Below are 13,753 nucleotides of genomic sequence, written 5' to 3'. Positions count from 1 at the left end.
TGCCTCACTCCTTGGGGAAGCCGGCATGGGTCTCCTTCATCTCGAAGAGCTCGCGGAAGAGCACGACGAGGGCGTCGCGCATGGCGGGGCTGAGATCGAGGTCGCGACCCTCGCGCGCCTCGTCATAGGCGTCGATCAGCACTTCCTCGTCCCGGGTCAGCGGCTGGCCGAGATAGCTCACGAGCACGCGCCAGGTCTCGGGCTGGTACTCGCGCAGCGCAGTCCGCAGGAAAGGCACCGGGTCGACGCCACAGGCGCGCGCGAGCGCGGGGATGCGCTCGATCGGCACCCGCGTCTCGCCTTTCTTCATCATCGAGATCATGTTGGGCTTTTCGAAGCCTGCCCGCTCGGCGACCTCGCGCTGGCTGAGGCCGGAGAAGGCGAGCGCGCGCTCGAGGAATTCGGCGGTGCGGCTGGTTCTGGTCATCGGGACGCGTCCTTTCGTTGTGCGTTAGCGACGCTTCTTGATAGTCGCGACAGTCAGATCCTCGTGCGTCGGTGCCCAAGCAGGCGCGGTGGCGCGATGCGCTCCGGGTTGGTTTCGCGAAAGGCTCTGAGGGAGCGTCCGTGGCGGCGTCCAGCATCGACCGTAGGGGTACGTAACCCCGCACACAAGGAACCAGCCACGCGCGCTCTCAGAGAGCCTGGCGCACTCTGGCCGGTGGTCCGATGCTCTCCGGGACCTTTCGTGCGAAATGCTTCCAGGGACCGTCCGTGGCGGCATCCAGCCTGAGGCGCAGGGGGTGCGTACCCTTTTACGCACGGAGCCAGCCATGCGTGCTCTCGTAAAGCCTGGCACGATCTGGCAGGCCTTCCGATGTCCTCCGGGGCAGGTTCTACTCGAGGCCTCGAGGGAGCGTCCGTGGCGGCGTCCAGCTCGGGGCGCCGAGGGGGACGCACCGCCGCACGCACAGAGCCAGCCACACGCGCTCTCTGGGGGCCCGGCGTGAACTGGCCTGCGGTCCGATGCCTCGCTATGCTTCCGATACAGCATCAGTCCATCTGCCGCGCGACGGCCCGCACCACTCGCTTCCCTGTCATCTGCGCTCCCCCGCCGGTGGAATCCGCCCGCGGCCCAACGCTCAGAGCCCTACGTGGAAAAAATGCCAAATTCGCACGTAGCTAGGACGTAGATAGAACCCATTTGGCGCCCAAGCGGGCCAGCGACTGACGATCCCGACCTTGATCAGGGGCCACCTTGACGCCCCACGGGCAGGACACATCCACTGCAGGCCGTATGCACCGCCCTGAATAAACTGCATTTTTCCGCGCTTCCGCTTGGGAAAGCGCCCGACGGCGCTCTGGGCATGTCGTATAATAGATGCAGCATAGGATACAGACACGAGGACACCATGAGCAGGACCGACAAGACCATCCGCGACGCAGCCCAGGCCTGGCTGAAAACCTGCGAGCGCAACGGGCTCGAGCGCGCGACGCTGCGCAGCTACCGCGGGCATTTCGACCACCACATCGACAAGAAGATGGGTAGTCTGCTTGTCGCGGAGCTGACCCGGGCGGAGGTGCGCGACTTCATCGACGAGCTGCAGGACGACGGCGTCTCGCGCGCCATGACCAAGAAGGTGCTCGCCAGCCTGCGCGCGATCCTGGCCGAGGCGGTCGAGCGCGAATGGATCCCGCACAACGTGGCCAGTGACGTGAAGATGAAGCGCAACCGCCGGGAGGAGGCCGAGCGGGTGATCCCGACCAAGGACGAGATCCGCACGATGATCACCGCCGCCCCCGAGCGTCACCGCCCCTTCATCGTGACGGCGATCTTCACCGGCATGCGCATGTCCGAGCTGCGGGGGCTTTCCTGGGATCAGGTCGACTTCGACCGCCGGGTGATCGAGGTGGTCCAGCGCGCAGACCGGTTCAACGAGCTCGGCAAGCCCAAGAGCCGCACCAGCAAGCGCGTCATCCCGATGGCACCGAGCGTGGTGAAGGAGCTGAGCGCCTGGCAGGCCGACTGCCCCGCCGGTCCCCAGAACCTGGTCTTCCCGAACGGCGCCGGCCGGGTCGAGAACCATTCGAACATCTACCAGCGGGTGTTCAAGCCGCTGCTGGTCGAGAACGGGATCGTCGACGAGGACGGCAAGCCGCGCTTCGGCTTCCACGCGCTCCGCCATGCGGCCGCATCTCTCTTCATCGAGCAGGGCTGGCCCGCGAAGAAGGTCCAGGCGATTCTCGGGCACTCCTCGATCACCATGACGATGGATGTGTACGGCCACCTGTTCGAAAGCCCGGAGGAGGACGTGGCGCTGTTCGAGAAGATGGAGCGCGACCTGATGGCCGCGTAAAAAGCTTACCGGAACGCCAGCTGATCCAGGGCTCCTTCGGGGGCCATTCACTTATATCTGGCGCTCCCGTGAAAAGGATGAGCAGGCCAGCCACCGTGCCTGCTCCTGCCAGTCTTTGCACGCTGAGCGGCGAACGAAGCCCTAGTAGTGATAACGCAGCTGGGCGATCTCGAGACTCTGCGCCGCGGGTGCTGCTTCCCGGTTTGATCTCAGAAACCGATCGGCCTGAAATACCGTCGACGCGAGAAAGCAAGGGCGCCCCGTCATCGCAGGGGCGCCCCGTGTCGCGCTCGCTCAGAGTTCGAGCGTCTTCTCGATGTTCTTCACCTGGATCCGCGCCATCCCAAGGTTCGCCGCCTTCTTGTCGAGGGCGACGTAGAGAAAGACGGTCGGGGAGTTTGCCAGCGGGCGGATCAGGTGGAACTGCTTGCCGAGCGTGATGAGGATGTCCTCGATCGCGTCGTCCAGCCCCAGCGCCGCCATGGCGGCGTTCTTGGCCTTGACCACCTCGGTGTTGCCGGCGGCCGCCGCCTCGAGATCAAAATTCGCGCCACCCTCGGAGCCGAGCATCAGCCCGGTGTCGCTGTCCACGAGGCATCCACCGATGAAGCCGGCGATCTGCGACAGGCCCGAAATGTCAGTGCCCATTTTCGTCGTTACGTTCATGGGAGTGTCCTTTCTCTTCCCTCTGGTTTCAGTCTCTGGCGGGGTGGCATCCATGGCCGGCCCGCGCGCCTTCAAGGTTACCTGGTCGATCAGCTTGCGAACCTTCAGCACGTCCTGGTCATCCTTTTCTCCGGGGGTGCCCGTTTCGGCAGTCCTTCCGCGGTTCGCGGTACTCGTCACACTCGTCCTGCCCTGTCCCGGTTCAGGGCAATCCTCGTCGTTGAAAATCCTCCCGGGCGCATCCTCGTCCGGCCAGGGAAAGGCTCCGGTATCGGCCAGTGCGCCGTCATTGGTCGCGGGGCGTGCCTGCGCCGCGGTACGAGCGAGCGCTGCAAGCAGCGCCTCCGCTCCGCTTGCTTCCCAGAGCGCCCGGTCGCCGCTCTTCCGGGCGGCCAGCGCGTCCGGCGTCGCAAGGAAATGCGTCGTCGCAAAAAGGCCGGCAGTCTCGCGGCCCAGGCGGCGGGCGACCTTTGCGCGTTCACCCTCGCCCAGCTTGTCTGCACGGGTCACGACCAGCAGCGAGTGCGCACGCAACCGCGACGGCAGGCTCTCCCAAAGCGCCTTTTCCGATTGACGCCACGCCTGTGCTGCGGGCGTGCACCAGAGGACGAAATCGCAGACGGCCGAAATCTCGCGCAGCACGAGGCGCGGCAGAAGTGGGTCGGAAATCCCCGGCGTGTCGATCAGGTCCATACCGCTCAGCACCGGGGCATCGACCCGCAGGGTCAGGATCGCGTCCCTCTCCGGCTGCCGCCCGCGCAGCCCTGCCATGGGGTGGATCGCGTAGCTGCCGTCATGGCCCAGCGCACCGAAGCCCTGCGCCCGTCCAGCGGCAAGCCAGAGCGCGGGCATCTGCGTCGCGGTGACCTGCGCCGGTAGCAGGTCGCTGTCCAGAAGCAGGTTCAGAAGCGTCGATTTCCCGGCCGAGAACTCGCCCATCACAGCCACCACTGGACGCGCCGCGCGCTGCGCACGCAGACAGGCAAGCGACCGGGACAGCGTTTCGGGGGCCTCTGTCAGGGTCACGCTCATCAGGCCATCTCCGGCGCCGGGGCGTTCGTCTCGACCAGACGTCCGGCCAGGTCCTTCAGGTGGGCTATGATGGTGCCGGTCTGCCAGCCCGGACCGGGGGTGTCCTGCAACACCGCCGGAACCGCACCGTCAGGTGCTGCAACAAACTCGGCCAAGATCGCGGCGTGTAGCTCGATCTGGTCGTCCACGACCCGGTGCAGCACCGCGTAGTAAGGCAGCAGGTTTTCCCGCTCGAGGGTATCGGTGACATGGCGGCTTTCGGCCAGGATGATGCGCCGCAGATCCTTGATCCGCGCCTCGGGCGCTGCCTTTCGCCGGAACCACCCGCTCCACCAGCCGGGCTGCATGTCGAGCGCCAGCGTCATGCTGAGCGCGACCGGCGGCCCGCTTTCCGGGCAGATCGCGGGGCGGATCGACGGCACCTGCCTGGGGTCACCAAGCGTCTCGCCATAGAGCTTGCCCATCTCCCGCGCGAGCCTGTCCAGCACCTCCTGCGCCCTTTCCCGCAACTCGGTCGCATGGGCGAAATAGGCCCGGTGGAACAGCCCGCGCAGCATGTTGGCATCGGCCTGCCACGTTGCAGCATCGGCCTGCCGCGACAGCGCTTCGGCAAAGCGGGCGCATTCGGCATCGGCGAAGCTGGCGATCTGCGCGTTCATCACGGCTCGGTATTCGGGGGTGAGGCGATCGATCATGCGCTCCATCCGGTGCCGCGCATCGGTGCGCATGGCCTCGAGACGCGCGACGATCTGCTCCGGATCCGTCAGGGCGGCCGCCGCGCGCTCCGCCGCCTTGTGCTGGGCGTGGCGCAAGGCGGCCTCGAGCAGGTTCGCCACATCCGCGCGCAGACTGCGCAGCGCCTCTTCCGCAGGGCCGTGGGCCACGGCCCGGGCCAGCGCCGCCTCCAGTTCGGGCAGGCCCGAGTCCTGCCACGCCGCCGCCGCATCGCCGGCGAAGTCCGGTGACAGCGCCACCTGCGCCCGCGCAGCGCTACCGAAGACGACGGGTATGTCCACCGGCAGGCCCCAGCGGCCGAGCGCCTTGCCGATATGGGCGCGGATCGCGGGGACCTCTGTCTCGGGGCGATCGAGCTCATCCATGCGGTTGACGAACAGCAGCACTCGGTCGCTTTTCATCGCATGCAGGATGCGCACCAGCGCGACGTCGCTGGTCGTCAGCGCCTGCTGCGCGCTCAGCACCAGAAGGCAGACATCGCTGTCCTCAAGCGCCTGGAGCGTGATCTGCTCGCGCACGAGAAAGGGATCGTTCACGCCCGGTGTGTCCCGCAGGGTCAACGGGATCGCGCAATGCGGCGCCTCCATGTAAAGATCGGCCGACCGTGTCATCTCGGAATAGCGTCCCGGCGCGCCATCCTGCTCGCCGTGGCAGACATACCGCTCGAGCAGCGGCGTGTCGAAATAGTCGAAGCGGTGACGCCCGCCGAGGAGCATGTCGAAATTCGCGCCCAGGCGCCGGCGCGCCTCGGCCTCCATTCGATCGACCTGGCGTTCCAGCTCCGCGCTCTCGTCGTCAAGCGCCACGAGGCGGGCCATCTCGCCAAGTCGTCCGCCGCCCTGCTTGAGCTTCTTCCACTCGTCCGACGACAGGAAGCGGAACTCTGCCGTGCCCGGCGCGACCGCGCGCGGGTTCATGTGCACCGAGGTCACGACCGAGGTCCATGGGTTCACGTCGCTGGGCAGCATGCCCGGGCGCCGGGCCAGCACGTTGGTCAACGCGGTCTTGCCCGCCTTGACCTGCCCGACGATCGTGACGACCGGGGAAGTTCTGCGCAGCCGCTCTCTCAACCCTTCGACCTGGTGTCGCAGCACCCCTTCGGTCAGCCCCGCCAGTTCGCTCAGCAGGTCATCCAGCGTCCCGAGCGAGCGGCCCCAGCCGTCCATGAGCGGGGCAGAAAAGCCTCCTCTTCCCGCGTGGCCGCAGGGCTGCGTCTTCTGATCTTTCATGCTGTGCCACCAGCTTGTCCCGAGGTCCCACCATTTGTTTAGGTGGGGTTATGGACACAGTCGTCAGCGGTAATTGCGACGAGATTATGGCTCGCTCATTCCTCGCCGCAGGCACAGCAAAACCGACGCCGGTCATCGCTGGTGTTCGGCAAATCCTTGGTTGCTTCAGGCTCAGGCGCTGGAAAAGCTATTGGTTAAGAGAAATTTACTGCGCACTCACCACCGCGCGTGGCGGCGCGATCACGAGGCGCCCAGATCTCCGATCTTTGTGTTAGCGACCATGACAGACAGTTTCAGCCGACTGATGCACCATCCTGGAGATGAAACTGTTCAAAATCCGTTGGCACCGGAAAACCAAGGCTTCTCTCGAAGTAGCCCGCGGGCAGCGGAGCATCCTCGCCTGAACCAAGGTCCAGCGTCTTATACTTGGCTGGCGTATGATGGGATTTTTGTTCGGCCTTGGTGGATTATGATTCCGCTGCTCTAACCAACTGAGCTACTCCGCCGAAGCCGAGGCGGTGTTTAGGCATTTGCCGTGGGGGCGTCAAGCGGGAAGGTGGCGGAATTGGGTGATGGGGGCGCGAGACCAAATTCGGCCCATAGCCGACGTTGGGACCTACTGGGACAGATGATACCTCTCGGTCATCGCAACGCACCTAATCGGTGCGCTGCATCTGCAGCTGTCGCCGCGGTCGCCTTTGGTTCCAAAGCTCAATTGCGTGAAACCCGCAATGAACTATCGGCCGAGTCGCATTGACATCTTCTCGGCGAGACATCGCGCCCTGCGGCAGGCTGTATCGTCGTGCCGGTCGCTGCGTGAAACCGTCTAGGTAGGAACACCGGTATTCTTCTCTAGCCAGGCATAGAACGCTACCTATCCTGCAGCACTCAAATGCCGATTTGCCTCGACTCGTGGCGTTCGCTGGAGCCTCTTCCGCAAGGGACTGACTACAGCATTCTCTGCCCCAATGTCTGACCGCTTGACGTACCCATGAGGACCCCACATATTGTTGGGAAGCGGTCAATTGACGCAGGTTGTAGGGGAAAAAACATGTTTGCGGATGTTTCTGGTCCGTCGTTCATTTTTTGGCCTGTCGGTTGCGGCGACACAACGACGGTCGTCGTGAGCGACACCGAGGTTGTGCAGATCGACATTAATGACAAGTTGATGGCTGACGAGGAGGGGAATGAGCACATCCCCATTGTCGATGAATTGGTCGCGAAGCTTCCGCAGAGGGACGGCAAGCCGTACCTCTCGTGCTTCATCCTGACACATCCAGATCTGGATCACTGCCGCGGTTTCGCTGACCTTTTGGAGCGGGTGATGATCGGCGAAATCTGGCACACGCCTCGGATTTTTCGGGAGTATGAGGATGAAAAGAACCTTTCGGACGACGCAATCGCGTTCCGGAAAGAAGCTCATCGCCGCGCAGAACGCTGCATTGAGGAAGGGGGCGATCCGGGGGCGGGGGACAGGGTGCGCATCATTGGCTACAGCGAACTCTTCGAACCTGGCGAGCGTTACGAAGGTTTCCCCACGAACCAGTTCTACACGCGACCTGGTAATGCCATCACGGTTCTCGACGGCGCAGACGTCAGCGACCGTTTACACGCCTTCATTCACGCACCGTTCAAGGACGGCCTCGCGGACGATCGCAATGAGACCAGTTTGGCAATGCGCTTGATCATCGGGTCGGAGGGAAACACGCTCCGGGGGCTGTTCCTCGGCGACCTGTCCTACCCGACTCTGATGCAAATCTTCGAGCAGACCCACGCGCATGAGAACAACAGCATGCTGGAATGGAACGTCCTGCTTTCTCCGCACCATTGCTCCAAGAAGGCGATGTACGAGGACGGACTCCTGCAGCAGGACGTGATGGACGAGTTCGCCGACAGTCAGCTGTCCCCGGGCTACATCGTGGCCAGTTCGAACGAGTTCCCGCATGCGAACAGCGCGGGCGACAACCCGCCTCACCGCAAGGCTCGCAACCGCTACGAGGAGATCGTGAACGACGCATTCCTCTGCACTGGCGAGGTGAGCACGCCGGAGCAAGTGCAGCCGATCATCGTCTCAATCACAGCCAACGGCATCGAGCTCGACATTAAGGACTACAAGTTGTCCGAGAGCGCTGAGGCCACGCTAACGGCCGCTATCGCCAAGGCCCGCGGCAACAGCGCTCCTCCGGCGTACAAGGTCGGGTTCGGCGCTGAATGAAATCTGAAGGGCAGGTCTGGGCGATCGATCATCTCTACGAGATCGTCCAAGCGTCGGCCGGCTCGTTTGAGATCGTAGAGCTCGATGAGGCCAGGGAGAAGGACGGACCGGTCAGTGTGACGGTCTCGATCAACTGCAGTCGTTTCCCGCGCGTCGACGGTGGCATGCCATTTCGAGCACGTGAACGCTTGCGGCTGCACATTCCGTCGACCTTCCCACTGTCTAGACCCAGCGCCCACTTCACGCACAAGCGGTACGCGGCCTTCCCTCACGTCCAGTGGGGCGATTCCATCTGTCTTTATCAGGCTCCGGAAGTGGAGTGGGTTCCTGGTCAGGGGATTTTCGGCTTCATGGAGCGCGTCGATGAATGGCTGCGCGCGGCCGCTGCAAACGAGCTCGATCCCGTCGGGCTGCCGTTGCATCCTCCGGTGGCTTACGCGGGCAGCAGGTTCAGCGTAATTCCCTGTATGGATGCGCCAAAGCCGGAGCCGCCTTACTGGGGCGGCTTCGTCGAGGTTACCCGAGACGGGGAGGTGGCCGCCGAGCTCGGCCGATGGATTAGCTACGGGGAGGAGATGCCGAAGGGCCGACTAGCTAGTGCGATCCTGCTGCCGACAACGATGCCCCATGAATATCCGACCACAATGATTGACCTCATCAAAGCCCTCGTGGCACGCGAGGTCCCGCTGCACCTGATCCACGTTATCATCAACCTTGGCGCATTGAGCACCGAGGATGGGAAGCCGGCGATCTTCATGCTTGGGGCTGCGATGCGAGGCATCGCAGGTGGTCCCGCGCTGCAGCATCTTGCCTGCTGGCTGATCGACGCCGAGCAATGCAAGAAGTTGCGCGACGCAGTTCTGACGACTACACCGAACAACCCGAAGGACATCGCCGCGTTTTACGACTGGGCGGCTAACGCGAAGGTGGAGTGGTGCCGTGTCCTCGAGGATCGTCCCGAAATCGTTGAGCGTCGGGACTCTCAGTCTTCGGCTCGCTTTTGGAAGGACAAACACGTTGCAATACTCGGCTGCGGTGCGATTGGAAGCACCGTGGCGCCAATGCTCGCTCGTGCGGGCATCGGCCGGCTGCAGCTATACGACAACGGTTTCGTCACGCCAGGGGTGATCGTCAGACAGGGATTCCGGCGCGATCATGTTGGTTATACCAAGAGCAGCGCTGTTCGTGTAGGTGTACTCGGCGCTCGTCCCGGAATGGAGGTCGCCGCACATCACGAGGATGTCGTCAGCATCCTTGGTGACCCAGAGGCCTTGGCATGCCTAATGAACGCCGATGCGATCATCGACGCCACTGCGTCGAGTTCGGTTGCGACCGCACTCGAGCTACATTTCCGAAAGACAGCGAAGAAGCACCCGCCGATCGTCTCAATGGCGATCGGCCATAATGCCGATTTCGGACTAATGACATTGGTCAGAGATACCCATACAGGCATGTCGTTGGACGCCGACCGACGGACTAAGCTGGACTTGGCAAAGTCAGGATGCGGCAATGCCTACTTTGAGGAGTTCTGGCCGACGGATGCCGCGCGTCGAAAGCCATTTCAGCCGGAGCCAGGCTGCTCGAGTCCGACTTTCAGGGGCTCGTACGCCGACGTGCTGTCGCTCGCTGCGAGGATGACCAACATGGCAGCGTCCTGGCTCGCCAGCGGCGCATCCGGGCCACGCGCCTTCACGATCAATCTGTCGGGTGGTGGCTTGGCGACCGGGCCGACTCGGGAACTGGAGTTCGCATGGCGGCCGCACCGCGTCGTGAAGGATGGTCTACAAGGCTACGAGATCCGGATGAGCCATGAAGCGACCGCCGCGATGCTCGCTTGGATCAGGCGATCCGAACGAGTTCGGGGGACGTGCGTCGAGACCGGCGGCGTACTCTTCGGTGAGGTCGACGAACTGCTCAAGGTCATCTGGATCGACGAGGTCAGCGGCCCACCGTCCGACAGCGTCTCTTCTCCGGAGAGCTTCCTATGTGGCACTTCTGGCATCCAGGAAATGAACGACGAGAAGACAAAGAGAACGCGCGGATCTGTTTCGTTTCTGGGCATGTGGCACACACATCCTCTGGGCATGCCCGTTCCAAGCAACACAGATCTCGGTGCTATGGAGCAACTGCTCGGGACCGACCCAACCTTCCTGGGTCGCCGCTTCCTGATGATAATCGTGGGGGGAACTACAAAGTCCCCGATCGTCTCGGCCAGCGTGTTCCAGAGGTCCGATTATGTCCGTTGACGGCGAGCCGTTTATCGCTCTTGCGCTTTCGGGAGGCGGTGCCAGGGCAATGGCCTTCCATCTTGGCTGCCTTCGAGCCCTCCACGATCGGAGGATCCTAGAGAAGGTGAAGGTCATCTCGACCGTCTCCGGTGGCAGTGTCATTGGCGCGACTTGGGCATACCGTGCGGGGACCTTTGAAGAGTTCGAAGCGCACGTCGGGGCGATCCTCCGCCGAGGTCTGCAGCGGGAAATCATGAGGGCGTTGTTCTGCAGCCTGGAGGGACCGAAGGCCCTCGGCACACTCCTGGTATGCGGCGCGCCATCTTTGCTAGTGGCCTTGCTGACATTGGCCTTGTCACGCCTTCGGAAGTGGCTGGGTGCAGCGACTGAGCCCGCCGAGAACGCCCTCGGCGCTTTCTCACGAAGCCTGCCCATTTGGGGCAGCCTGACCACGGCATTCGAGGCGGCACTCGAAAAGACACTGTTCGGCGATCACACGATCGACCAGGTGGCGCGACCGGGCCTGACCGCCATCATAAACGCTTGCGACCTGCGCACTGGAACAGCATTCCGGTTCGGGTCGGAGAAATCCGGCGGCTGGCGATATGGCGAACTCGTCGGTGCCAAGCCGACGATAGCCAAGGCAGTCGCTGCTTCGGCCGCTTTCCCGCTTCTTCTGCCGCCGCTCGTCGAGGCATTCGAGTTCGATAGAAAGGGCAAGCGGCACCGTAAGACAGTCTTGCTCACGGATGGGGGTGTCTTCGACAATCTCGGCGTCTCAGTGCTTGAGCCCGGCAGGGCGCATGATTCCGCCTTCAACTATCCAGTCACTCACATAATCAGTCTCAATGCAGGAGGAGGCCAATTCGAGGGCGACGAACGCCGATACTGGTGGCTGGGTCGTGTCGCACGTTCGTTCGAGGCTGTCCATCGGAAGGCTCAGGACTCGGTCTATCAGCGGCTTCATAAGTATGCCGAGACCGGCGAACTTAGAGCATTCGGGATGATCTATCTCGGTCAGCAAGACCACAAGCTTCCGTGGATACCGCCGGATTTGGTCCTTCGGGATCAGGTGCGCGACTATCCCACCGATTTCGCGCCAATGTCGGCCAGCAATCTCGATCTTCTTTCCAGAAGGGGTGAGCAGTTGACGCATTTGATCGTCGATCGCTATCTGGCCGACTTGTCGGAGTAGGCACAGACGGGTTCGGGCTAATGACGCGCAGCAGGTCGATCATTCGTTCAGCTGATTGTACATTGCTGCCATTCGCTGCAACCACTGATACCATGTCGAGAAGCGGCAGTGTCGATAACCGTGAAATCCCCAAATGTGAATTTGATCTCGGAAGCTGGTAAACTGTAAAATCGGCATTTTTCTATTCTTACTCGTCTCGAAATCGCGCATAATCATAGCCAACATCAAAACAAATATACATCACGAGTTTTGTTATGCACACGTCCAGAGAATTTTTTGAATACGATTTTGCCAGCACCTTGTTTCCAATGGAAACGTGCCGCTTTCTCATAGGCAATGGTGCGGTTGAAATTGACGCCCATATTCAAAGATGCTTGAGCAAAGCAGATGAAGACAAGGCATACCAATTTCTCGCGCAAACGCGTGTATATGCGTCAAAGCCTCGGAACCATCTTCGTCGAACTGTGAAGCTTGACCCTGTGTCTGAGTTCTTTCTGTACGACGTAATCTTCCGAAATCGTTCCAAGTTTCGCAAGCCTTTCCACAGCGACAAAAAGCACTTTGGTTATCGCTTTGAAGATGGGAAACCTATTCCCGCAACAGCCTCCTATACGGGCTTCAAGAAAGCTGTCGTCGCATATGCTGCACAATTCGACTATTCATTGAGTTTTGACGTCGCTTCATATTTCAACGGCATCTACCACCACGACATTGTTGCATGATTTGCCAATCTGGGTGTCGATATGGACGACGTTAACGCCCTTGGCACTTATTTGAGGCAAAGCAACTCAGGGCGGAGCATCGACTGCTGGCCACAGGGAATGTATCCCGCCAAAATGGTCGGCAGTGACTTTCTGCGATTTATAGAACAGCATCACGGAATTAAGTCTAGAGCGATTGTTCGCTTCATGGATGACTTCGTTTTATACTCAGAAGATCAAGATAGTCTGACAGAAGACTTCTATTTGATACAGAAGCTACTTGGTCAAAAGGGTTTGACCGTCAATCCTAGCAAGACTGTTGCCGGCGGCGTTGTCGCCGCACAAGTCGAAGATGATATTGACGAAGTGAAGGCAAACTTACTCGCCAAGCGCAGAAAGGCTGCGCTTCTCGCATATTTGGATGACTTTGAAGCTGCACTTGAAGAAATTAGGTCCTGTTGACAAAAGGGATTCACAGATTGGTATCGGCGTGATTCAAGGTAGCTTTCGGGCGGGAGGCTGTCTTGGCGCGGAACTGCATGTCGGATGCGGAATGGACGTTCTTTGAGCCATTCATCAAGGCCATCCGCCAACCCAACGGACGCAAGCCGGTCGACCATCGGCGTGTGCTTGACGGGGTTTTCTGGATCGCGCGCACCGGTGCGCCCTGGCGCGATCTGCCGGAGGAGTTCGGCAAGTGGGGCTCGGTCTACCGGCAGTGACCTGCTCCCCTGAAATGTCCTCGTTTTGAGGTTAGCCTGTTCTCCAGACGAGGAGACAGACGATGAAGAGAAGCCGTTTCAGCGAAGAGCAGATCATTGGCATCCTGAAGGAGCATCAGGCCGGGCTGGGCGCGAAGGAGTTGTGCCGCAAGCACGGCATCAGCGATGCGACCTTCTACAAATGGCGCTCGAGATACGGCGGCATGGAAGTGTCGGACGCCAGGCGTCTGAAGACGCTGGAGGCCGAGAACGCCAAGCTGAAGAAGATGCTGGCAGAGCAGATGCTCGATGTCGCGACGCTCAAGGAGATGCTGGGAAAAAACTTCTGAGGCCCGGTTCTCGGCGGCGTGCCGTGGACTGGGCCATGAAGGAGAAGAGCTACTCGCAACGGCGGGCCTGTGCCTTGGCCGGGATCGACCCGCGCGTGTATCGGCGGCAGCCGACCAGGCCGGAGGACCGGGAGTTGCGCCAACGGCTGCGGGAACTGTCCGGCGAGAGGCGGCGGTTCGGCTATCGGCGTCTGCACATCCTGCTACGGCGGGAGGGCTGGACGCTGAACTGGAAGAAGCTCTATCGGGTCTACCGGGAGGAAGGCTTAACAGTCCGTAAACGGGGCGGTCGCAAGCGAGCACTGGGGACCAGGGCGCCGATGCCAGCCGTTCTGATTCGTGTGGTTCAGCACTCTCATCGCGTAGAAGCGTGCTGGCCGAGACCTCAGGCGATTGGAGAGGAC

9 protein-coding genes and 2 pseudogenes are annotated in these 13,753 nt (G+C 61.7%); 8 read left to right on the top strand and 3 right to left on the bottom strand.

The window, feature by feature from the left end; translation table 11 throughout:
* Window positions 1–4: 4 nt before the first annotated feature.
* Window positions 5–427: a helix-turn-helix domain-containing protein gene (locus HMH01_RS17405; RefSeq protein WP_171327078.1), complete on the bottom strand. Its 423-nt coding sequence runs from the start codon at window positions 425–427 to the stop codon at window positions 5–7.
* Window positions 428–1,352: 925 nt separating this feature from the next.
* Here HMH01_RS17405 and HMH01_RS17400 point away from each other — a divergent pair.
* Complete coding sequence (locus tag HMH01_RS17400) at window positions 1,353–2,297, top strand: tyrosine-type recombinase/integrase (protein ID WP_171327077.1); 945 nt, start codon at window positions 1,353–1,355, stop codon at window positions 2,295–2,297.
* Window positions 2,298–2,591: 294 nt separating this feature from the next.
* Here the strand turns inward: HMH01_RS17400 and HMH01_RS17395 are convergent, their stop codons facing one another.
* Both HMH01_RS17395 and HMH01_RS17390 read right to left on the bottom strand, forming a co-directional pair.
* Window positions 2,592–3,995 (bottom strand): dynamin family protein, encoded by a 1,404-nt coding sequence (locus HMH01_RS17395; protein WP_171327076.1) that lies wholly within the window; start codon window positions 3,993–3,995, stop codon window positions 2,592–2,594.
* Window positions 3,995–5,959, bottom strand: a complete 1,965-nt coding sequence (locus HMH01_RS17390) for a dynamin family protein (RefSeq protein WP_171327075.1) — start codon at window positions 5,957–5,959, stop codon at window positions 3,995–3,997. Before HMH01_RS17390 ends, HMH01_RS17395 begins: the two co-directional genes overlap by 1 nt.
* A 1,051-nt stretch (window positions 5,960–7,010) precedes the next feature.
* On the opposite strand from HMH01_RS17390, the gene mblB reads away from it, so the two are divergent.
* The 7 genes and pseudogenes from mblB to HMH01_RS17355 all read left to right on the top strand — a co-directional run.
* A complete protein-coding gene (gene mblB / locus HMH01_RS17385) occupies window positions 7,011–8,174 on the top strand; it encodes an anti-phage 6A-MBL system MBL-fold protein (RefSeq protein ID WP_171327074.1) in 1,164 nt (387 codons plus the stop codon).
* On the top strand, window positions 8,171–10,420 hold the full coding sequence (gene cap2-3 / locus HMH01_RS17380) for an anti-phage 6A-MBL system cap2_3 protein (protein WP_171327073.1): 2,250 nt from the start codon (window positions 8,171–8,173) through the stop codon (window positions 10,418–10,420). Before mblB ends, cap2-3 begins: the two co-directional genes overlap by 4 nt.
* Window positions 10,410–11,597, top strand: a complete 1,188-nt coding sequence (locus tag HMH01_RS17375; RefSeq protein ID WP_171327072.1) for a patatin-like phospholipase family protein — start codon at window positions 10,410–10,412, stop codon at window positions 11,595–11,597. The genes cap2-3 and HMH01_RS17375 overlap by 11 nt, the downstream gene beginning before the upstream one ends.
* Window positions 11,598–11,851: 254 nt before the next feature.
* Window positions 11,852–12,319, top strand: coding sequence for a hypothetical protein (locus HMH01_RS17370; protein WP_171327071.1), 468 nt, complete (start codon window positions 11,852–11,854; stop codon window positions 12,317–12,319).
* Between the two features lie 21 nt (window positions 12,320–12,340).
* Window positions 12,341–12,760 carry a reverse transcriptase domain-containing protein gene (locus HMH01_RS17880; protein ID WP_171327070.1) on the top strand — a complete coding sequence of 140 codons (420 nt, stop codon included), beginning with the start codon at window positions 12,341–12,343 and terminating at the stop codon, window positions 12,758–12,760.
* Window positions 12,761–12,837: 77 nt separating this feature from the next.
* A pseudogene (locus tag HMH01_RS17360) lies at window positions 12,838–13,017 on the top strand (transposase); the annotation flags it as partial.
* Window positions 13,018–13,082: 65 nt separating this feature from the next.
* Window positions 13,083–13,672, top strand: a pseudogene (locus HMH01_RS17355) (transposase); the annotation flags it as partial.
* Window positions 13,673–13,753 lie beyond the last annotated feature (81 nt).

This window comes from Halovulum dunhuangense (assembly GCF_013093415.1).
Lineage (GTDB): Bacteria > Pseudomonadota > Alphaproteobacteria > Rhodobacterales > Rhodobacteraceae > Halovulum > Halovulum dunhuangense.
The sequence above is the reverse complement of the archived record's forward strand: the minus strand, read 5'-3'. Positions and strand labels throughout refer to the sequence as shown.